Annotated in this window: 18 protein-coding genes; 3 read left to right on the top strand and 15 right to left on the bottom strand. The window is 61.3% G+C overall.

Annotated features, from left to right (window positions below):
• Positions 1–327 precede the first annotated feature (327 nt).
• From H5T64_06775 to H5T64_06790, 4 genes are all read right to left on the bottom strand, one after another.
• Positions 328–1,845 (bottom strand): 4Fe-4S binding protein, encoded by a 1,518-nt coding sequence (locus H5T64_06775; protein MBC7264049.1) that lies wholly within the window; start codon positions 1,843–1,845, stop codon positions 328–330.
• A complete protein-coding gene (locus H5T64_06780; GenBank protein MBC7264050.1) occupies positions 1,835–2,848 on the bottom strand; it encodes a DUF362 domain-containing protein in 1,014 nt (337 codons plus the stop codon). Before H5T64_06780 ends, H5T64_06775 begins: the two co-directional genes overlap by 11 nt.
• A 62-nt stretch (positions 2,849–2,910) precedes the next feature.
• Positions 2,911–4,773 carry a glucosyl-3-phosphoglycerate synthase gene (locus H5T64_06785; GenBank protein ID MBC7264051.1) on the bottom strand — a complete coding sequence of 621 codons (1,863 nt, stop codon included), beginning with the start codon at positions 4,771–4,773 and terminating at the stop codon, positions 2,911–2,913.
• A gap of 33 nt (positions 4,774–4,806) precedes the next feature.
• On the bottom strand, positions 4,807–6,078 hold the full coding sequence (locus tag H5T64_06790; protein MBC7264052.1) for a glycosyltransferase family 4 protein: 1,272 nt from the start codon (positions 6,076–6,078) through the stop codon (positions 4,807–4,809).
• A 449-nt stretch (positions 6,079–6,527) separates the two neighbouring features.
• Between H5T64_06790 and H5T64_06795 the strand changes: the two genes are divergently transcribed.
• From H5T64_06795 to H5T64_06805, 3 genes are all read left to right on the top strand, one after another.
• A complete protein-coding gene (locus H5T64_06795; protein MBC7264053.1) occupies positions 6,528–7,148 on the top strand; it encodes a zinc ribbon domain-containing protein in 621 nt (206 codons plus the stop codon).
• A 133-nt stretch (positions 7,149–7,281) separates the two neighbouring features.
• Positions 7,282–7,749, top strand: a complete 468-nt coding sequence (locus H5T64_06800; protein ID MBC7264054.1) for a zinc ribbon domain-containing protein — start codon at positions 7,282–7,284, stop codon at positions 7,747–7,749.
• Positions 7,750–7,836: 87 nt separating this feature from the next.
• Positions 7,837–9,843 (top strand): hypothetical protein, encoded by a 2,007-nt coding sequence (locus H5T64_06805; GenBank protein ID MBC7264055.1) that lies wholly within the window; start codon positions 7,837–7,839, stop codon positions 9,841–9,843.
• A 386-nt stretch (positions 9,844–10,229) separates the two neighbouring features.
• On the opposite strand, the gene H5T64_06810 is transcribed toward H5T64_06805, so the two are convergent.
• The 11 genes from H5T64_06810 to H5T64_06860 all read right to left on the bottom strand — a co-directional run bounded on the left by H5T64_06810 (position 10,230) and on the right by H5T64_06860 (position 21,859).
• Positions 10,230–12,119: a potassium transporter TrkA gene (locus tag H5T64_06810; protein ID MBC7264056.1), complete on the bottom strand. Its 1,890-nt coding sequence runs from the start codon at positions 12,117–12,119 to the stop codon at positions 10,230–10,232.
• A gap of 186 nt (positions 12,120–12,305) precedes the next feature.
• The gene (locus H5T64_06815) at positions 12,306–13,046 is read right to left on the bottom strand and encodes an orotidine 5'-phosphate decarboxylase (GenBank protein ID MBC7264057.1); all 741 of its coding nucleotides are present in this window, start codon (positions 13,044–13,046) and stop codon (positions 12,306–12,308) included.
• A gap of 5 nt (positions 13,047–13,051) precedes the next feature.
• Positions 13,052–13,798 carry a slipin family protein gene (locus tag H5T64_06820; GenBank protein ID MBC7264058.1) on the bottom strand — a complete coding sequence of 249 codons (747 nt, stop codon included), beginning with the start codon at positions 13,796–13,798 and terminating at the stop codon, positions 13,052–13,054.
• A 292-nt stretch (positions 13,799–14,090) separates the two neighbouring features.
• Positions 14,091–14,948, bottom strand: coding sequence for an alpha/beta fold hydrolase (locus H5T64_06825; GenBank protein MBC7264059.1), 858 nt, complete (start codon positions 14,946–14,948; stop codon positions 14,091–14,093).
• Between the two features lie 23 nt (positions 14,949–14,971).
• A complete protein-coding gene (locus H5T64_06830; GenBank protein ID MBC7264060.1) occupies positions 14,972–15,706 on the bottom strand; it encodes an ABC transporter permease in 735 nt (244 codons plus the stop codon).
• Positions 15,703–16,635, bottom strand: coding sequence for an ABC transporter ATP-binding protein (locus H5T64_06835; GenBank protein MBC7264061.1), 933 nt, complete (start codon positions 16,633–16,635; stop codon positions 15,703–15,705). Before H5T64_06835 ends, H5T64_06830 begins: the two co-directional genes overlap by 4 nt.
• 55 nt (positions 16,636–16,690) lie before the next feature.
• Positions 16,691–17,038, bottom strand: coding sequence for a DUF1232 domain-containing protein (locus H5T64_06840; protein ID MBC7264062.1), 348 nt, complete (start codon positions 17,036–17,038; stop codon positions 16,691–16,693).
• 142 nt (positions 17,039–17,180) lie between these two features.
• On the bottom strand, positions 17,181–17,702 hold the full coding sequence (locus H5T64_06845) for a hypothetical protein (GenBank protein MBC7264063.1): 522 nt from the start codon (positions 17,700–17,702) through the stop codon (positions 17,181–17,183).
• Between the two features lie 31 nt (positions 17,703–17,733).
• Positions 17,734–19,542 (bottom strand): ABC transporter ATP-binding protein, encoded by a 1,809-nt coding sequence (locus tag H5T64_06850; GenBank protein MBC7264064.1) that lies wholly within the window; start codon positions 19,540–19,542, stop codon positions 17,734–17,736.
• Between the two features lie 53 nt (positions 19,543–19,595).
• Entirely contained in the window at positions 19,596–21,401 is a 1,806-nt protein-coding gene (locus H5T64_06855) for an ABC transporter ATP-binding protein (GenBank protein MBC7264065.1), read from the bottom strand.
• Complete coding sequence (locus tag H5T64_06860; GenBank protein MBC7264066.1) at positions 21,398–21,859, bottom strand: MarR family transcriptional regulator; 462 nt, start codon at positions 21,857–21,859, stop codon at positions 21,398–21,400. The genes H5T64_06855 and H5T64_06860 overlap by 4 nt, the downstream gene beginning before the upstream one ends.
• Between the last annotated feature and the right edge of the window lie 132 nt (positions 21,860–21,991).

A 21,991-nucleotide genomic window follows, 5' to 3' on the forward strand; every position in this document is an offset into this window, starting at 1 on the left:
AAGTCCCGCAGGGACTTCCTACACGTAGCCGTCGAATTTATTCGACGGCGGGAGGGCGCAACCCCTCTCTCGTCAGGCGACCAATCCGGGGCAGGTATGGAAACCCGCCCCTACGTTATGCCCATGCCAGCGGATAAAGCCACCGGCTGTGGGCTGCGAAGCCACGCCAGCGGATGAATCCGCCGGCTACGGTTACAAAGTCCCTGCGGGACTTCCTACACGTAGCCGCTGGATTCATCCGGCGGCGGGAGGGTAAGCCTTGCGAAGGTTCCAAACCTTCGCAAGGCTCAAGGCGCAAGGCTCAAGGCTACATCCGGGAGGGCATTTTTATGGCGCATACACCCGAATGGCAGCCTCACCGTCCACCGGACAATAGTACTCGCAGACGCCGCACCCGATGCACCGCCCGCGGAACACGCGAGGGCGCTGCACCCTCACTGTAGTGCCGTCGCCATACTGCATCCCGACCCATTCCAACCTGACCGCCTTGTTGGGTACCGGGCACATCTCCTCGCAGACGCCGCATGCGATGCAGCGATCCGGGTCCACGTGCGCCTTGCCAATGACCTGCTGTCGCTTCTCCGGCAGGCTCAGCGGCGGGATAGCCTGCACCGGGCACACCTGGCCACAGGCGTTACACGAATAATCGCAATATCCCAACCTTGGCACCAGCACCGGCGTCCATAGCCCTTCGAGACCCGCTTCGCCGATGGCCGGCTGAATAGCGCCCGTCGGGCAGGCACGGATACATTGCCCGCAGCGGATGCATTTGGAGAGCAGGTTGTTCTCTCGAGCCCCAGGCGGGCGGATGAGCCAGGGGTGGTCGCGCATGGCGAACAGGCCACTGCGGAATATGCTGAAGCCAGCTGCGGCTACGCCAAGGGCGATGAGCGCCTCCCGCCGGCTGGGATCGTAGTGGTTCCACTCGGCCAGCGACAGGTGGGCTGGGAACCCGACGGCCCTCTGCGGGCAGACGGTCAGGCATTCCAGGCACATCGTGCATTCACCGGGGTCGCTGGCATATCCCTTTTCGGGCCGGATGGTGCTGGTCGGGCAGACACGCGCGCAGGCACCGCACTGATTACACCGCTCGTTCACCTCCCGGCGCAGGACGCCGGCCTTGCTCAGCAGCCCGAGCAGCGCCCCGAGAGGACAAAGGTAGCGACACCAGAACCGTTGGCCCACCAGATTCAGCGCGATCACAGCAACAAGCGCGCCTGCATACCATAGAGCGTAGCGATAGGAAACGGGCTGTGGTGGGAACAAGCGTGGCCGTATCAGGGCATCGAAGGCCAATACAGCGGGACGAAGCGCCCGGATCTGGTACAGGGTGGCCTCAGCAGCCGTAATCAGCCGGTCCAGCGCTGGCCACAGGCTGGCCGACAGGGTGCGGAACACGATGGTCAGGGGATCCGAAATCAGCAGGGTCAGGTTGGTGAGGACTGCGGCAGCGAGGATGGTCAGCAGCAGGAGATACTTCGCCCGGCGCCAGGAGTCTGGTAACCGGCTCCTCCCACGCCAGCGGCGCAAGGGAAACAGGTCCAGCAACGTCCCCAGGGGGCAAAGCCACCCACACCAGGCCCGGCCACAGACCAGGGTCAGGGCCACGGTGACCAACGCCAGCGCCGAGCCGGCCAGGAAAGTGCGGCTGGATAGCAGATGAGCCAACATCGCCAGCGGGTCCAACCGCATGGGGAGATTGACCACTGTGCCAGGCCACCCGCCCCGCCGGGTCTCCACAAACAACACCACAAAGGCAAACAGCGCCCCGTACTGGACCACTCGACGCAGCATTGTCCAACGGCGACGCGGCCGTCCCACTTTGCGCCTCGTCTCAGCCGCCAACGGCGATCTCCTCGATCTTCAGGTTGCCCAGATCGCTTCGCCCCAGTCCCATCGCCGTCCCCGCCCGGACGTAGGCCAGATCGTCGGGCTGTAGGCCGAATAACGTGGCGGCGTAACTGTCGGTGGCCACGATGTCAGTGCTGGCGATCACCGTGTCCAGTTTCCTCACATCATTCAGGCTGCCGCCCGTAGGCCCGTTGGCCACTAAGATACGCACCGCATCCACGACAGTCAGTGCCGGGCGGATGCGGCTGGTGAGGTCGGCCAGCCGCTGGCCCAGGTTGGTGTGCATCGCCGGCCGGTTGAGGATCGTGCCCATCAGGTTCTTCATGCCCAAGGCGAGCCGGGCCAGACTGTGGTCCTTGGCAATGGGCACGTTGATTAGGGCGTCGGCCTTCAGGATATCGTCATAGATATCCCAACTGCGCAGGTCTAACCCCTGGGGGATGTCGGTCTTGACGAACTTGAACTTCGCCATGATCTCGATCTGACCGCCCGCTGCCAACACCTGCTCCTGGATCCCGCTGCGCACGTAGGCTTCCTCCGGACCACCGCCAAACGGGTAATCCATCACCCGCACCCGGCGCGCGCCCGCCTCCAAGCAAAGCCTGACCAGCGCGGCCACGACCCAGGGGTTGGTGGTCACCGCGTATTCGTAGGTGTGATAGGCGACGCAGATGTTGGGCTTGATGACCACATCGTCACCGCGGCGCACGAAGCGCTCCATACCCCCCAGTGCGGTTATCGCTCGTCGCACCAATTCCTCCGGCTCGCCGCCTCGCGCCACCGCCAGGTAGGGGTATTCCGCCGACGGGGTTGCGGTGGGCACAGCGGTCTCGCGCGCAACGGCGGTAGGGGGCAACGGGATGTCTGTCGGCGGTGGCATCGTGGGCACGGGCATTTCCTGCCGCCGGCAGGCGCTCAGGTACCAGGCCCCGGCCAATGTGCCGAACCCCGCGGCTGCCAGCCGGCGTAGGAACTCTCGGCGGGTAATGTTTGACATGCGGCTCAACTCCTCACCTCATCCTCTTCGCTCCGTAGGACAAATTGCCAATTTGTCCTACTCTAAGCCAAGGGCTCGAATTTCTCCCGGTATTCGGGTATCTCCATCATCGGCGGCCGCTCGTGATCGCGGATTTCCTCCACTTCCAGGTAGTAGTGACGGGCCCCATAGCGGATCAGTTTCATGCTCCTGCTGAACTCCTCCAGCAATCTGATCTTATGCCGGTCCTCCAGCCGCTGTAAGAGTACCTGGATGATGGAGAAAGACATTTTGCTCAGCGCGAGCAAAGGCTGATTGTGGTGAATTCGCATCCGGAGATCTACCTGAGCGATGGAATGGAGGCCGAACCTTTCCAAAAGGTCAATCAGCAGGCCGATCTCCACGCCGTAGCCGGTGAAGAAGGGCAAGCGCTCCAGCGCCCGGCGTCGGCCGGCGTACTCCCCAGCCAGAGGCTGGATCAGGCCCGACAGTTCCGGCCAGAACAGGTTTAACAGGGGACGGGCCACCAGTTCGGTAACGCGCCCTCCCCCACTGGCTTGGATTTTCCCAGCCTCTCGGAGAGGACGCCGATAGAAGCCCTTGACATACTGGATGCGACGTGAGCGCAATAGGGGCCCGATCAGGCCGTACACGAAGCGGGGGTGGATGTTTTTGATGTCAGTGTCTATCCAGACGATGATGTCTCCGCGCAGCACGTACAGGCTCTTCCACAGAGCCTCGCCCTTGCCCTGGTATGTGCCGTGCTGGGGCAATATCTGTGAGTGGAAGTACACGGGGATGCCCATCTCCTGCGCGATCTCCACGGTGCGGTCCGTTGAACCGCTATCTATGAGGACCATCTCGTCCAGGAGGGGCACCTCCTCCATCAAGGCAGAGCGGATGGTCCGGATGACGGTCCCGACCGTCTCCTCTTCGTTCAGGGCTGGCAGCCCCAGGCTGATGGTCAGCCCTTGTTTCCGCTTCTGCTCCAGTAGCCATCGCAGGTCAGCGAACTCGGCGCTGTCGAAGGTGTTCTCGGCAAACCACTTATCCACCAACACCGAGATGGAAGTGGAGATGGGCATAGGCAGTGGGCCTGGCTGCAGGGCCTGTTTGGTCGCCACTTCCATACCCCGACGGCTGCGCACCAAGATGAGCGCCTGATGGGTCAACGCCGCCAATCGGGCGCCGATCGGTCCCAGCCGCGTCTCCGGCGCTGGCGGTGTCATACGGATAGAGGCCCCGATCACGATTACCTCGTGACCACTGGCCTCGTGCAGGATGCTCTCTGGCACCTGTTCCACAACGGCCACCCGGCCGGTGATGCGAGGTCTCCCGCGCAAGAGCGGCAGAAACTGGCTTAGCGTCTGCTCCTCATCCCCCGCCCCTTCCTCAACAGCGTGAAACAGGGTGATCTCGGCGTCTTCTGCCTCGGCCAGGGCATCGGCAATGCGCAGGGCCAAGTCCACGTGGGGCGACCTGCTCCGGACAGGCAATAGGATGCGATCAATCCCTGTCAGATGGCCACGCACCAGAGCCACATCGCAGGGGGTCTCCTGTAGCAAGGCATCGATCGACTGGCCCAACACTTGATCGGATGCCTCAGATCGCCAAGGCAGGAGAAGCAGGTCAATTCGCTCCTTGGGAATGAGGGCCAGGATCTCGGGCCAGGGAGCGTGAGCCACGCGCACCCGAGCCTTCACCCACAGGGGGAGATGACGATAGGCCTGCTCTAGTTCGCGCAGGACCCGGCGCCTCTCTTGAGCCTCGAACGCCCCCGCGCTCAGTGGCTGTTCGCCAGGGACCTCGACCACACCGACGAGGGTCACCTGGCCCTCGCGGTCTTTCAATAGTGCGGCGGCAAGGCGCAGCAAGTTTTCCCCATCTTGGCGGTTCTCGACGGGGATCAAGATGCGGAACAGCCGTCGTTTCTTCCTCTTCGCCACGGAACACTCCGATACCCAAGTGCCAGATGGGACCTATCCGCACGAGGAACCGGGCGACAACAGCGGCAAGATGCGGTCCTCGAAAATGCGCTGCCAGGTATAATGGTCGCGCACCCGCCGGCGCAGGCAAAAGGTCTCATCGCTGCCCAGCACCTCTCGGATGCGCCGCGCGATCTGCTCTGGCTTCTGGCTCAAATCGAAAACGTGGATCCAATCGCCGCCGCTCTCGCGAAACGGCGCGATGTCGGAACAAAACACCGGCAGCCGGGTGAGCCCAGCCTCCAGCACCGGGATGCCGAAGCCCTCTTGCACGCTGGGGAAAAGCAGCGCGTCGGCGACCAAATACAGTTCCGCCAAGAGAGCATCATCTGGGACAAAGGGGGTCTCTTCTGTTCCCTGTTCGTAGAGGAAATGCACGTGTTGTTCGACCCCCAGTTCCCGTCGCAGGCGCTGCAGCCGTTCCAGATAGGCGACGTTGGTGGGGTTGTGTGGCCCTGGCGGGCCGGTAACCACCAGGTGGGCCCGACAGCCCTGCTCGTGGAGGGCGGCAGTGATGCACAGGGCCAGTTCGATGTTCTTGCGCCGGGTGATGCGCGCCGGGAGGAGGAGCACCATCTCCGCCTCCAACAAACCCAGGGCGCTGACCAATTCTGTCGTCTGTGGGCGCAACCGCAGCAGCGCGGCGGCATCCACCCCCGGTGGCACCACTTGGATGTCCTCGGCAGGACAGTGGAACAGCGTCGCCAATTCCTCTCGCTGCGCTTCACTGACCACCACGTAGGTCACCCCTGGCCACGGCTGGCGCAACAGGTCCCAGGGGTAGCCCGGGTGTAACTCCGGGCGATACTGGGGCCTGCACCAGGCGAAATCGTGGCACCAAGCGATGAATCGGGTCATCTGCTGGTCCGAAAGTTCGCGCAATGCTGCCGTCAGCGCCAAGTTTTTATGTAGAGTCATGGCGTTGTGCACGATACAGGCATCGGTGCCAGCCAAGGCGGCGGCCAGTTCTCCGCGTAAGTCATCTCGTAGCCGCTCGAAGGCCGCGCTGACGGTGCCCTGATCCAGTTGTCGTTTCGCAGCCAGCGCCTCGGGGTGCTGAGAATAAAGTCGAGGGACGAGGCACACCGAAACGCGGGGATCAAAGGGTTCGCCCCGCCCCACAATCACCCGCACCTCGTAGCCGGCCTGGGCCAGCAGGCGAGCGTGATGGTAAATGGTGCTCTCCACACCGCCGACCACCGGCGGGCCAGCGTAGTGCAGGATGGCGACACGCTGCGGCTTCGCGCTGGTGCTCAAGGCGTGCATACAACCCATTCCTCGGGAAAAGTCTCTAGCCCCATTGTACCCGAACAACACCACAGGCGCAAAGAGGCCTCGCCCCGCAATGCATTTCCGGCTACGAGCGCCAAAGGGTCTCATCGAGTTAAGTCGAGGATTTCTCAAAATCCTGGGCTTTTTATTAAAAATTAAAAATCGGATATTTTGCCTATTGCTTTCACACCCTTTATGGTGTATAATATCGGAAAAGCAAGAAGCCTGCCACTTGTGGGCTTCGGGCTAACTATTGGCGGTTCTTTAACAATTCCCATAGGAGAAGGAGGCGACAATGGCCAGGAAAAGAAAAAGTTGGTTTGATGAGGAGTCCAACGAGCCCATGTTTTCCAAATACGCGGAAAAGATGGAGAGTTGGCAGAAGGCTCTGGCCGACGGCGTGGTCCAGCCAGAAGAATTGCAACAGCAGGCGGAGAGAGTGAATGAGATGCTGCGCGCCCTGGAACCCAAACTCAACGACGAGTTGCACGGGGCAGGCTTTGCTGCAATTTTTCCAGGGCAAGGGGTATCAGACCCAGATGCTCCCAGGCCCAGGGGCAGATGGCGTAACGGTGCAGGCGAAAAAGGGGTCTGGCTGGATCACCACTGCTACTTCTCAAGCCCTCACAGTAATGATGACTCCCCAGGGAGACAATCTGGTAGTGCAGACGGGGGGCGCCAGGTGGACGGAGAAAGTTGTGAGTGGCGCAGTGGCCGCTATTGTTTTCTGGCCGTTGGTTGCTCTCCCTGCCTACGGGGCTTATAAGCAGAAGGAGATCATTGACCAGACTTGGGAGTTCCTAGACCAGTACATCGCCTCGGCCGGGGGCACGCTGACGGCTGCCCCGATGGCTGCCCCAGTCATGGCCCCGCCGGTAGCACCCGCACCAACGAAAGCCCAAGCCCGTTGCCCATCCTGCAACCAGCCAGTGCGGGCGGGAGCAAAGTTCTGCGATAATTGCGGGGCCTCATTGGTGCTTGCCTGCGCGAAGTGCGGGGCAGAGTTGCGCCCCGGGGCCAAGTTCTGCGATCATTGCGGGGCACCGGCGGAAGCGAAGGCCTGAGCCAAAGAGATAGAGGGATATGAAGGGCTTTTTTTCCAGGATTGGGAAGGCAATCGGGCGTTTCTTGCTGCGGCACTGGGCGGGCACTCTCATCGTGATCTTCTCCCTGCTGGCCCTCTTCACCGCATATCAGATGTGGCGACTGGGTCCCGTTCTGGCGCTCTCTCTCCTGCCCCAGTTGGTTATCTGCCTCGTCCTCTTGGTGGGTGTGATCGCAGTTCGGCAGGTGGTCAAAGGGGTCACGAAGGGTGGGGCACTGCAAACCCAAGTGGCGAAAGGAGTGGCCCAAGACACCCTGAGCCGAGGGCAGGCCGTTGTGGAGCGAGAAGTCGAGCAGGCGAAAAGTTCGCTCTCTGCCCTGGCCCAGGATGTGAAGGCGGATTTGGGGCGAGTGATCGGAGAGCAGACGGCCACCAGCACGCCCGTGCCCCCGGTCGCGCCGCGCTGCCCATCCTGCGGGCGCTTCGTGCGAGCAGGAGCCAAATTCTGTGACGGCTGCGGGGCAGCCTTGCTGGCCACTTGCCCGCACTGTGGTCGAGCCTTGCGGCCAGGCGCCAAATTCTGCGACGGCTGCGGGAAACCGATACGCCCGGTCGCTTAGGGGGCAAGACACGTATTGCCCTTTCGCGCCGCGCCTGACGAGAGATCGTTGGCCACAGAGATCAATCCCACCGGAAGTGGGGGAAACATGACGGATGAGGGGGAGAGGAAGTCTCCTCACCCATTGCTGCGCCTGGGCCGCATCCTTTTCTCGGCACTGCGAGATTATGTAGTCAACGTGCGGGTAAAAGATGAGGCGGCTGGGTTCGCCACACTGAGAGTCCTGGCACGCAGTGGGCCGCTATATTGGCCTGGCCTGGCAATCCTCTTGGTCAGTGTCGCGGCCACCGCTTACTTGAGCCTGCAAAGTGCCGGGGTCTCGATCCTGAGCATCGAAATATGGGAGGGGGAGGCAGTGAGGGTTCTTTCGGCTGCCCTGTACCTCTCCCTTTTTGTTATCTCGTTCGGCTGGGCGTATCTCCTCGTCGGCGCGGCTGCTGTGGGTCTGGGGGCTTACGTGCTGGCCGCTGCCTACGTTGCTTTCTATGGCCTGGCGGCGGGCTTCGGTCTGGCGGGCACTCCCTGGTTCGCCCTCATCCCCTTCTGGTTGCTTGTCACGGGCGCTTGGGTGGCCTCATCCCGGCCAACGCGTTGGCGACTCCCTCTCCTCTGCCTATTGTGTTACCTCGTGGCCCTGATTACATATTCCTCTCTACACCTGAAGACGATTCTGCCGGGAAATGAGGGCCGGCTGATCCTAGCGGCAGTTTACCTTGCTCTGGTGGCCAACCCCTGGACTCTGAGAGAGCGAGCCTTCAAGCCTTCCATCGCTTTCGCGGTGAGCGCCATCCTTTTCGTCGGTTTCTACGGCCTCAATCTCCTGCAGACCCCAGCCGAAGAGGTCCTCGGGGACACATTCCTCTCCCTCCACTACCTCTTGGGATTGGTGAGTCTCTTCTGGTTCTGGCTGGGATTGGACCTTTTCAACGGCGCACAAAGTCTGGCCAGATGGTTGGTAGATACGATCAAAGCGCTGGTACCATCCAGGATTCTCCGCCTGGTGATATTCTCCCTGTGGGGGATCTGGATTGCCATCGCCTACCTCCTTATCCACGGGCCCACACTGGGCATGACCCAGTTCCTGTTGCACTACCGATTGGGAAGCGCCCTCTTGATGGCCTATATGTCCCTGGAACCCTCGATGGTATTTGCGTCCGCACTCGATTATCATTTGTATCTCACCGTGGCCATCGTCTTGCTGGCCCTGGCATTGTGGCTGACGAAGAGATTATCGGCGGAGAGACTGCTGGGACTATTCGGTCTCTCCGTGGCTGGTTTCCTCGTCCTATACGGCTATTTCGGTATCTGGTTCGCCTTCGGCTCGGAGGATTGGGAGAGCATCCTCGGGTTCTGGCCGCTCCTCATCTTCGTGGCCGGGATGTTCTGGGAGGTGCTGAAGGCCTCTGCCGGCGCCGTTTCTGGGACCAGGGCCCAGACCTCCCTGTACCTGAGTTTCCTCCTGCTCTTGGGGGGAATCTCCCTGCTGGAACTGCCGTCCGGCTCCCGGTATTTCCAGCAGGAACTCAGCCTGAACCCCCTCCTCGGCGTCCAGTACCTTGGCCTTCCCTATCTCCTCTACACCTTCCTCTACAAGCAGCGGCGCTACACCCCCGTCGCTCCCAGCCATCTCGCGCTCCTGTTTGCCCTGGGGATGCTGAGCGCCATTCCCTCTCTGATCTGGGCGAAGATCGTTTTTGCCCCCGTCGCCTGGCTGGTGGTCCTGTTGGCCACAGTCTGGCGTTGGGGGCGCTGGGATGAACTCTGGGATGGGTTGGTTTATGCTATCGCCTCGGCCCTGGGCTTCCTGGTCTTTTACACCCACCCGGTGATGATCCCCATACCCGCCTTCACGGGTTTTCTAGGGCGTTTCGTACAATTGCAGTCCCGCTACGCAGAGCACATCATCTGGCCATGGGAAGCCCGGTGGTGGGTGCTCTTGCTGGCGGTGTTGGAAGCAGCGGTCATCCTGGGATATCTATTGTCCCGGGCGCGTTTGGCGCAGGGACGCGCTCGCATCCTGTTCCTCATCCTTGGCCTCTCCCTGAGCCTCGCTTTCCTGGCCATTTGTGAATTCGCTATCGTCCGAGTCTATTAGCGTGCTCGGGAACGAATACCCGGGCTATGCTCGCCAAGTCCCGCAGGGACTTTTCAGACGTAGCCGGCGGTGCGGTGTGGGCGGGACCCTCCCGCAGGTTGTGAACCTGCGGGAGGATACGACCTCGCGCGTTCCCCCGCAGTTGCACTGCGGGTCGCCTGGGCAATCACGGCGGAAATGGACGGCAGTGCAACTGCCGCCGAACAGAAGTGATTGCGAACCTGCGGGAGGATGCGACCTCGCGTGTTCCCCCGCAGTTGCACTGCGGGTCGCCTGGGCAATGGTCGCCAGGCGGAAGCCTAGCCCGGAAATGGAATTTGGGCTACGCTCACCAAGTCCCGCAGGGACTTTTCAGACGTAGCCGCCGGATTTATCCGGCGGCGAGGCTACCCTCCGGCCAGGACGATGATCCGATCTCCCTCGGAGAATGTAACCGGGGCCGACTTGTCGGGATTGAGGACTACCCCGTAAGCCTTCGCTGCGTCGTTGGCGTGGGCATGTAGCCAGTAGCCTAACGCCACCTCGCTTCGCCGTCGCGCCGCTTCCACCACGGTGTAGAAGTTCAACGCACCGTTCAACCGCACGTAATCTGCCGCCGGTTTGAGGTATATCTCGGACCCCTCCGGATTGAAGAGGTCGGTGAAGACCGCGTTGAGGGCTTTGTTCTCCGAAACCTGTGCCAAGATCAGGCTGATGATCTGCGTGCTGACGATGAAGTCGTCGGCTCGCGTAACCTCCGCCAAGTTCCGGTTGCGGACGTCCATCATCTCGCTGACGATGGAGAAGGGGTGCCCGGTGCGCTCGGCGATGTCGCGCAAGTGCAGGAGCGTGATCAGCGTGCGCGCATCGGCTTGCTGGGCATCGAGGGTGTCGCAATAGCACAGGATGATCACGTGATTGTACGTCTCGATGGCCAGTCCGTCCAATGTGTGGCGGTCGGTCGTGTTTCCCAAGTGAAAGTGGACGGTCTGGTTACGGAGTCCAGCGCAACGCCGGGCGATCTCGGCTGCTCCGTCGGCGCAGTCGGCCACCACGGTAACCACCGAGCCCGGCGCCACATAGCGATCCAGTTCGTTGATGACAGACGGCGCGTGCCAATTCCAGCCCAGAATCAGGGTGCGCTCCGGACGTGCCTCTGCGACCTTGGGGGAATGGATGGCCTCCTCATGGATGCCCACATCCGTTCGCCCAGACAGTCGGATGGCGTCGTCGTCCTCGGCGATGGCAATGATCTGGTCGCCATCTTGAATGACGGTCTCCATCGGCGGGTTGAGTTGCAGTTTGCCGTTCTTGGGGTATATCCCGATCGCCGTGCAATCCTCATACGCCAGCAAGGCTTCGCCGAAGGTCTTGCCGGTGAGCGCGGGCTCGGCGTGGAAATATATCTCGTCGCCCTCGAAATCCAACAGTTCTGTGTAAACCACCGATAGGCCCGGCTGGCGGCAGATCTGCGCGGTGATGCGCGCGACCAGGTCGCCCACCAGCACCAATTCCACCTCGTCGCGCCCCACTATCTGCGCCACCTCCCTGTTCTTCGGGTTGCGGATCTCGGCGACGATGTGGTAGGGCTCGGGGCGGCGGTTGGGATTGTTGGTGATAGCCAAGAGGGCCTTGATCACACTGGAGTCGGGGTCATCTCCCTCGGGCGAAGGGATGATGATCGAGTGAGCGGTCTGCAGGCTGACGATGTCCAGGTCGCTCATCTCTATCGGGCTGCCGCGCCGACAGACGGCGCGGGTGCGGCCCGTCGAACCCACTTTGTCCCGGATCTCCTCCTCCATCTCCACTTTGTCTTTGTCACCCAGGATGACGATGCAGGATTTGGGTTGGTTGGCCTTGGCTGCCACGAGTTCGGAGATAATAGAGAAGATGTGCGGGGCCCAGCCCAAGATAACGGTGTGGCCGGTCTCGGTAACCTTGGAGCGCCCCTTGCGCAAGTCCTCGATCTTGCTTCGAGTTATAGCCGTGAGCACACCGATGAGAGTGCCAGTGATGAAGATGCTGCCGAAGGTAACGGCCAGCATGAACAGCCGGTAGGGCCAGGTGGCATTATCGCCGTCGGGGATGCTGCGGCCCAATGTGTGCAGCAGGTTCATCCACAACAGGTCAATCAAGTTAGGCTGGGGTGCGATCCCCGTGGCCCAGAGGAAAAGCGAGGCCGCGAGAATCAAAGCGGCGGACGCCAAGGCCAGCCAGCCGATCAGCGCCACAGGCCCCTTGGACAGACTGTTGTCGAAAGCATAGCGCAGCCGGTCCCACAGCGAAGTCTTGCTCATACGCACCTCCCCATTTCGCCCATGGTTTCTTTTGCTACCTTGATTTCTCGTGACTTGCTCCGGCGCAGTTCCCCAGGGTTCTGAACCTCATCCCCGGCCCTGTTCTCGGGCAGTGGAACTGCCCGAGAACAGGGCAGTTTCACTGCCCGACGAGGGGTCAGGGGGTGAGGTAAAGCCACTAATCACCTATTCGATGGTGGCCAGGAATTGCTGGGCCATCCCACCCACATCACTGTCGGCGCGAATGCCCTCCCAGGGCTTGCCCGGGGAAACGATGTTGACCACGACGATGCTGGCACCGTTGAAAATCGCGCTGCGGGCCTCCCGGAGATCCACGCCGCCGGCAGCAGAGATAAGCACGTCGAATTTGCTGCGCACCCGGTTGACATGCCTGTAGCCAATGACCTTGCCTCGCGTGCCTTCCTCATCCCGCCCGCGGTGCAGTACCACCACCTGGGGCGGCTTTGCCAACTGCATCATCACTCGCAGCGGGTCGCTCACGCCCAGCATGTCAATCATCGAATCTATCTCCAAGTCGGCGCAGGCGCTGATGAAACGATCCAGGGTCTCCACCGGTGAACTGCCCAGCACCGTTGCCGCCGTAGCCCCGGCGGCGCGAACCATGGCTACCTCTTCGGCTCCGCCGTCCACAGTTTTCAGGTCCGCCACGATGGGACCCGGCCAGTGTTCGCGGATAGCGCGAATGCCGGCCAGACCTTCGTTTTTGATGTAGGGCGTGCCGGCCTCGATCAAGATGCGGTCACTCTGCGGAATCAGGGGCAGAATTCGTCTGGCCTGGGCCCAATCCTCATTGAAAGCCAGTTGCAGGTAGCGAAGGTTGCTCTGCAGCCGGAGATCCGACCAAGCACGGGGGCGCTGCTCCGCCCTGGCAGCCTCGAGTTGCGGGCGCAGAATGCTTTGCCACATGCCGATTACCCCTGGGCCACCCTTTGTATGACCTCCTCCATACCAGAGGGGACAAAGATGACGATTTTCTCCGAGGGGTCAGCGGCGATATCGCGGATGGTCTGCAGGGTGCGGAGGTGCAGTGCGCCGCTGCTTTTGGAAAGTATCTCGGCGGCTTTCTGCAAGTTCTCAGCGGCCGACAGTTCGCCCTGCGAGGCGATGATCACCGCGCGGCGCTCGCGCTCGGCCTCCGCTTGCTTGGCCATAGCCCGCTTCATCTCCGCCGGCAGTTCGATCTCCTGGATCTTGATGGACTCGATGTCTATGCCCCAATCCGAAGTCTCGGCATCCACGATCTTGCGGATGTTGTTGGCGACCTGCTCGCGCTCACTGAGCACGAAGTCCAGTTCGCTGTTGCCGACCACGTCCCTGAGAGCTGCCTGGGTGTATTGCCGAACCGCGTAACCATAGTCCTCGATCTTGATGATGGCGTCCTCCGGCCTTTCCACCTTGAAGTAGACCACCGTGTTGGCGAGGATAGTGATGTTGTCGCGGGTGATGACCTCTTGCCTGGGGATATCGGCAGTCTGGATGCGCATGTCCACCTTGCGCATGTTCTGGAAAACCGGGGCGATCCACATCAGGCCGGGCTCACGGGTACCACTGTACTTGCCCAGGGTAAAGACCACCCCGCGCTCATACTGGTACACGAGGCAGATGCCGGAGAGCAGGTAGATCAAGACGAGGGGGAATATCACCACGACCAATGCCAAGAGCCACATCGTATACCTCCTTGTTATGTTAAATAAACCGGCGCTTGCACGAGGATTATACCTTGTTAGGGTTCACGCCCGGAAATGGAATAAGCGCGCTGCCATCGCGCAGTCCTGCAGGGACTTCCCAAACGTAGCCGGTGGATTCATCCGCCGGCGAGGCTGTCTACTCGATCGGCCATGCCGGGATCAGGCCATCTATCTCACACATCCGGCGCATCGTCTCCACCAGAACTGCCGAGAACAGAGGGGGACCCTCCCGCAGGTTGTGAACCTGCGGGAGGGCGCAACCTCACCCGTCCTTGCCCAAAAACTCCAGCACCGCGCGGTTGAATTCCTCTGTCTTCTCGCGCACCAGCCAGTGCCCGCACTCCGGAAAGACGCGCAACTCAGAGCCACTGATGAGCGAGTGGGCTCTTTCAGCCCAGGAGACGGGCACAAGGCGGTCTTTCTCACCGTGGAGGATGAGAGTGGGCACGGCGAGTTCCGGGAGCCTATCCACGAAGTTAGTGCGCAGCCCATTCCAGCGAGCCTCGCTTCTCTGAAAAGACCGGAACGCCTTCTCCACCCCCGGTTTCTTCACCAGTCGGTAAACCTCATCCACCAAATCGTCCGTAACCACCCGCCGATTGCAGACCAAGTTCTGCAGACTCAACCGCACCATCCACCGGCTCCGCCTCATGACCGCGTACGTCATTTCATAGAGGAGCGGCATCCACACCACCAGATACGAGATCGCCGGCCAGGGGACTTCACTTCCCAGGCCGTAACTATCCACCAACACCAGTTTCTCCACCCGGTGCGGAGATTCGAGGCTGAAGCCCAAGGCGATCCCCCCGCCCATCGAAAGCCCAGCCAGGCTGGCCCGTTCCAAGCCCAGGGCGTCCATAAGACGGCCCAGGAAGTGGACATAGTATTCGGTGCTGTATTCCACCTTTGGCTGATCGCTCTCCCCATATCCGGGCCAATCGGGGGCGAAAACCCGGTGGTGCTGAGAGATAGGCCCGATGCTGAGCCGGTACGAGAGAGAGGCGCAGTCCAGACCCCCACCGTGGAGCAGCAGGACCGGCGAACCTTGCTCGCCGGCCCTCAGATAGTGGATGCGCAGGCCCTCCACTTCGACCCATTTCTCCTGGACCTTCGTTTCCATTTTTCCTCCCTGGCAGATCACCCTCAATCGAGGATCAACCGCGCCCGCTGGAAACGGGCCATCGCCGCCGCGAGCAACCCGATGTCGAGCACAGTCATCACCGTCCCGCCGATGAGCGCGATCTTGGCTACATCCACCGCCGCCAGCATCTCAGCCAGGCGCAACCTCCACTCAACCGGCAGCGCCTGAATGCCGAATGTCGGGACGAACAGGAGCAACATAATACTGAGGCTCAAAATCTGCTGCGCCTGTCGCACCGTCGGGGCCCGCAGTGACACAAAGACGCCCACCGCGGCCACCAGCACGGCCCCCAACAGAGTGAATACCACGATGGCCAGACCGATCTCAGGCGGGTAGAGCAATAGTTCACCGCGCCCATGGGCGAGGTTCACCGTCACCAAGCCCAGGAGCAGGCTGATCATCGTCAAGCCCCAGCCATATCCCACCGCGGCACCGACTTTGCCGAAGAGAATGGCCCGGTCCGAGAGACGGCTGGCCAGCAGCGTCTCCAGTATGTGCCGCTCGCGCTCCCCGGCGAAGGAGTCGGCAATCACGCTTGTCACCAGAAAAAGCGGTACCCACATCCAATAAAACAGCGCCACCGGCGATTCCACCCAATCGCGTCCCATCTGCAGGGGCAGATAAATCCCGAAGACGGCCACGAACACCAGCAAGCCCAGCCTGCCTCCTCGGCCGCCACCCGAGAGGAGCATCTCCTTCCACTCTTTCCACATCACCGTCCAGATATCGGCGATCATCGCTCTTCCTCCATCAGCGTCAAGAAGACCTCTTCCAGGCTTGCTTTGCCTCTCCGCACCTCTTCCACTTCTGCCCCCGCGCTCACGATGAGGCTGACCAAAGGCGCGACGTCCACTTGACCACGCAAAGGAATCACCAGGCGGCTGTTCTGCACCTCGGCGCTGGCTACCTCGGGGCGTGCTCGGAGCAGTGCCAGGATCTCCTCGCCGAAGCCACGCCCGGTGATCTCCACTTGTGGCTCGCCGCTCCTGGTCCGCAATTCGTCGGGATGGCCGACCGCCAACAACTTCCCGGCGCGGATAACACCCACCCGATGGCACAACTTCTCCGCCTCGGCCATATTGTGCGTGGTCAGGAAGATCGTCGCCCTCTCGCGCGCGGCCAGGCCAGCCAGGTCTTCGCGCAGGGCTGCCGCCGCCACTGGGTCGAGGCCTGCCGTCGGCTCGTCCATAAAAATCAAGGACGGGCGGTGAAGCAACGCCCGTGCCACAGCCAGTTTCTGCTTCATCCCCCGGCTCCAGGCCCGGACCGCTTCTTTCCTCCGCTCCCACAACCCCAGGTGTGTGAGCAGTTCCTGGATGCGCGCCTGCCGTTCTCCCTCGGGCAAGTGCCAGATGCGCCCGTAGAATTCCAGGTTGTCTTCGGCGCTCAATCGTTCGTAGAGGCCCGAGTGTTCGAGCAGAGCACCCGTTCGCTGGCGGATCTCGTCCGCCTGGCTCTGAGTGTCGAAGCCCAATACCTCGGCTCGCCCGCTGGTCGGTTCCAGCAAGCCCAATAGGAGGCGGATGGTCGTCGTCTTGCCCGCCCCATTGGGTCCCAGGAAGCCGAAGACGATGCCAGTTGGCACTTCCAAAGAGAGATTGTCCACGGCACGCACCGGGCCGAAGTCACGGGTGAGGTTCTCAATGCGAATGGCGATATCCGTCATGCAAATTCCTCCAGAATAGCGAAATCCATACCCCAAAGGATTATACCCGGGTCACTCAACTTCTGCGAACTCGCACCACGACGGCAATGGCCAAGGCCGCCAGAAGAAGCCAGATGGCGACGATGACGGCGGCGGCTGCCCAACTCACCGGCCTGCCCTGACCTACAACTTCCTGAGCCCTCTCTCGACACTCGGCCAAAACCGGCGGTGGGATCATCTTCAGCGCCAGGGCAACCCCCAGGGGCACCAAGACCAAGTCATCCAGATAGCCCAGGATGGGGATAGGGTCTGGGATCAGGTCTATCGGGCTGAAGGCATACCCGACCACGCAAGCGGCGAACAGCCTGGCGTACCAAGGAACTCTGGGGTCTTTGTAAGCGAGATAGATGGCGTAGGTTTCCATTTTGAGTTGCCTGGCCCGCTGCACCCATCTCTCAACGACTGTCTTCACCTCTCCAGCGCCGCCTATCACCGCAAAATCTCTCTTGTTATGTGAACTGTGGCGTAATCGGTCATTCTCGATGAAATGCACTCCCTCGCTGGCGTTATTTCACCCTCAGCGAGACAGTTTGCAGCGGGATTTCGCCATACCAGAATTCCACCGTGTAGGTTCCCGGTCTCAGATTCTTCTCCGGGTTGAAGTTCCCATAGCCGTTCCGCCCAGAGCGCACATTATACGCCTTCTCCATTACCACGCGGCCATTTGCGTCCATCAGCCTTGCCTTCACCTTCCCACAATCAGTGGGGTTCTCCACGATGGGGAAGATGCCATCGGTGGGGGCGAAATCGGTGGCGGGAGAGCCCATTTCCTCCTTCGCCACCCAGGCGTCTATGGTTTTGTAGCAATCCTCGGCGAACGGCGTGCCTGGCGAGATAGAGGGCAAGGACGGGACGCCGGAGAGCAGGGGCTGAATCATCCCTTGCACGAGGCCGAACAGCTGGGGGCCAGCAAGAAAGACGAGCGCACCGATGAGAACGATGGTCGCCGTCCAGGCCCCAAGACAGCCCACACACCCGCCAACATACGCCTTCAGTAGGTATTTGACCGCCTCTGAGATACTTTTCATTTGTCCTCCCTCCTTCCGCATCCCGTTGCCCTCAACCGAGCACGCGGACTGGTTGAACCTGCCCTTTGAACTGGCTCATATACAGTCGGTAATAGAAGCCCTGCCGGGCCAGCAACTCCTCGTGCGTGCCGCGCTCGATGATCTCCCCCTCGTTGATCACCAGCACCTCGTCGGCGTCGCGGATGGTGCTCAAGCGGTGCGCAATCACAAAACTGGTTCGCCCTTGCATCAGCCGGCGCAGCCCGGCCTGGATCTGCACCTCCGTGCGGGTGTCCACGCTGCTGGTGGCCTCGTCCAAGATCAGGATGCCGGGATTGGATAGGACGGCGCGGGCAATGGCTATTAGTTGGCGCTGCCCCTCCGAAAGGTTGCTGGCCCGCTCGGAGAGCATCGTGGCGTAGCCCTGGGGCAATCGCTCGATGAACTGGTGAGCGTTCGCCAATTTCGCCGCGGCGATCACTTCTTCATCCGTGGCGTCCAGCCTGCCGTAGCGGATGTTGTCCATCACGGTCCCGGTGAACAGGAAAGTGTCCTGCAAGACCACACCCAACTGGCGCCGCAGGCTATCTCTCTTGATCCGGCGGATGTCTATCCCGTCAATGCGGATAGCACCGCCGTCCACATCGTAGAAGCGCGATAGGAGGTTGATCATCGTCGTCTTGCCGGCTCCCGTCGGGCCGACCAAGGCGATGGTCTGGCCCGGCTTGGCGTGCAGGCTCATATCCTTGATCACGGGCACGCCGGGCACATAACTGAAGTTCACGTGATCGAAGACCACATCGCCGGCAACCCGCTCCAATTCCACCGCATCCGGGTCGTCGGGCAGTTCCGGCTGCTCGTCCAGCAGATTGAAGATGCGCTCTGCGCCGGCCAGCGCCGATTGCAGTTGGTTGTACAGGTCGCCCAATTGCCGCAGTGGGGCGGCGAAGCGCCGTGAGTAGGTGTAGAACGAAGCGATGGTCCCCACACTGGCCAGGCCGCGCAGCGTCATCCATCCGCCCAAGCCCGCCAGGATGGCCACGTTGGCGTTGCTCATAATGCCCATCAGCGGTGGAACCAGGAGCGAGTACGTCTGGGCGCGGATGCCCACGTCCCGGGTGATTTGGTTGGCCTGCTCGAAGTCTGCCAATACCGCATCGCCGCGCCCAAAGGCCAGGATCACCCGCTGGCCACTGAACATCTCCTCCAGTTTGCCGTTGAGCACGCCCAGGTACATCTGGTACTGGCGGAAGCCCTCTCGCGTGCGCTGGCCCACAAAGCCCACCAGCCACAGCATCGCCGGGAACACGATCATCGAGGCCAGTGTCAACCAGAAATTGATGGCGAACATCATCACCACGATCCCCACCAGCGACAGGATACCGGAAAACAGCGCCGTCACGTTCTGCGCCAGCACCATGCTGATAGCCTGCATATCGTTGGTCAGGCGGCTCATCAAATCCCCGTGGGGATGTTTGTCGAAGAAACTCAGCGGGAGTCTCTGCATGTGGACGAAAAGTTCCTGGCGTAGGGCGCGCATCGCGCGCTGGGATGTACGCGCCACCAGCAGGCTCTGTCCCATCTGGGCTGCCCAGGAGATCAAGTAAATCCCCACTAACACCAGCACGATGCGCACGAGACCCGGCACATCGCGGGTCGTAATGTAACGGTCAATGGCCACGCCCATCAACCACGGCCCCAATAGATCCAACACGCTACTGACCACCACCAACAGCAAAACAACGAATAACGGCCTGGCGTAGGGGCGCAAGTAGTTCAGCAGACGCCGCAGCGTGCCGCGCACGTCGCGCGGCTTCTCGATTGGGATGCGCCCGTGCGCGTGTCCCGCCGGTCCCGGCATTCTGGGTCCGATGGGTGGTTCGCCGCGATGCTCTATTGGCCCACGTCTCTCATTCATCGTCGGCCCTCCTGCGTCACGCTCCGGGTGTTCGGGCCACCCAGGGGTCCGTCACCTAATTGTGACTCGTAGATCTCGCGGTAGATCGGGCTACTGGCCAGCAACTCCGCATGCCGCCCCACCGCCGCGATGCGCCCCCTATCCAGCACCACGATCTTATCGGCGTTGAGCACCGTGCTGATGCGCTGCGCCACGATGAAAGTGGTGAACGGCTGCTGTCCGTTCGTTGCCGCTTCCTGTCGCAATGCCGCCAGCGCTGCCTCGATCTTGCTCTCCGTTTCTACATCCACCGAACTGGTGCTGTCATCCAGGATCAGCACTCTGGGACGCACGAGCAACGCGCGGGCGATGGCAATGCGCTGCTTCTGCCCGCCGGAGAGGTTCACCCCACGCTGTCCCACCATCGTGTCGTAGCCCTGGGGGAGACTCATGATGAAGTCGTGCGCCTGCGCCACCTTGGCTGCGGCGATAACTTCCTCATCACTGGCATCCGGGCGCCCATAGCGGATGTTGTCGCGGATAGTCCCCGTGAACAGCACTGTCTCTTGCATGGCAATGCCCACCTGTCCACGCAGCGCCTTCAGGGGCAGGTCGCGGGTGTCCATACCATCCACCGTCACCCGCCCGGTCTTGACATCGTAGAAGCGGGGAATCAGATGAATCAGGCTGGACTTGCCCGAACCAGTCGCCCCCAGGATGGCGATGATCTCGCCGGGCTGGGCTGTCAGGCAGATGTCGCGCAGTACTGCCTCCCCACATTCCTCGCTATCGTAACTGAAGCACACGTCCTCGAAGGTTACCTGTCCTGTGAGAGCCACTGGTGCCGGGACCGTGGGCGCGTCCCGCACTTCTGGTTCGCTATCTAACACCTCCAAGATGCGCCGCGCTGAGGCTTCGGCTGCTGAAAGCGGGCCGATCAAGCCGCCCAACATCAGCATTGGGAACATACTGGCCATCAGATAATTGAACGTGGCTACGATCTCGCCCACCGTGAAGGACCCCACAGCCACGCCCCGGCCCCCAAACCATAGGACCCCGGCGATGCCGAAGTTGATGATCAGGTTCATCGTCGGGAACAAGAAGGCCAGGGTCTGCATCACCCGGATGCTGGTGTCCATCAAGGACACGTTGGCGCTGTCGAAACGCACGCTCTCGTGCTCCTCGCGCACGAAGGCTTTGACCACTCGCACTCCGGCCAGGTTCTCTTGTAACACTTGGTTGAGATCATCCAGCCGCTCCTGGACTTGCTGAAACATCGGGCGGGCTTTGCTGATCAGGGACGAGACCAATATCAGCACAAAGACCATAAGCACCGCTAACAACGGTACGAGGCGCGGGGTGTTGAGCGCCAGCATCAGGATGCTACCTAACATCCACAGGGGCGCTCGGGTCAACATACGCAGTCCCATCATCGTCATCATTTGTACCTGCGTCACGTCGCTGGTGGCGCGCACCAGCAGTTGCCCGGTTTGCAGCCGGTCGAGGTTGCCGAAAGAGAAGGTCTGTACCTTGCGCACGATCGCGCTGCGCAGATCGGCAGCCATGTTCTGCCCCACTCGCACCGAGAGGACAGTGTTGGCGACGGCGAACACCGCGCTGAGCAGTGCTACCCCCAGCATCACCAGTGAGAACAGCAAGATGGTGTTCATATCTCTCCTGGCGATGCCCTGGTCAATCACAGTCTGCGTCAGGCGAGGGATAGCCAAATCCTCCAGGACCACGCCAAACATCAGGAGCATGGCCAGAATCGCATCGCGCCGATATGGGGCAATATAAACCAAAATCCGTCTCAAAGAACTCATATCTTCCTCACGTCTATGTTTTCAGTCTCGCGCTCCAGATTGGCGATGATGTGCAGCATGAAACACCGCAGTTGCTCCTGCTCCTGCGGTGTGAAGCCCTCAAAGGTGCGCTCTTCGAGGGCGCGCCACGCCGCATTGACCGATTCCTTCAGGGCGCGCCCGGCCTCTGTCAGGTACACCCGCATCACCCGCTGGTCGTGCGGATCGGGCCGCCGCTCGATCAGACCCGCCGCTTCCATCCGCTGCAGCGAGGCGGTCATCGTGGCGGGCCGGACCATTGTGCGCTCCGCCAGTTCGGATTGCGTCAGCCCTTCTTGCTCCCATAACGCTGCCAGCACAAAGTGCTGCCCGCGGTACAGGCCCAGTTGATCCAGCACGGTGTGGGCGTGTATGCGGTGCAACTTGATGATCCGCCACAGGAGATGTCCCAGGCCCTCGGCCTCTGTACTCTCAGTCATAAGTCCCCTTTGCCCATAATAATTAGGCATCTAATATTTAGATGCCTAATTATATGACGGAATCGGATTTTTGTCAAATGCCGCGATTCACAGAGTGTAGTTCGTCTTAGGGGCGACTTTAGCCAAGCGCTG

The organism is Chloroflexota bacterium (assembly GCA_014360825.1).
In the GTDB taxonomy this organism is placed as follows: Bacteria; Chloroflexota; Anaerolineae; order UBA2200; family JACIWT01; genus JACIWT01.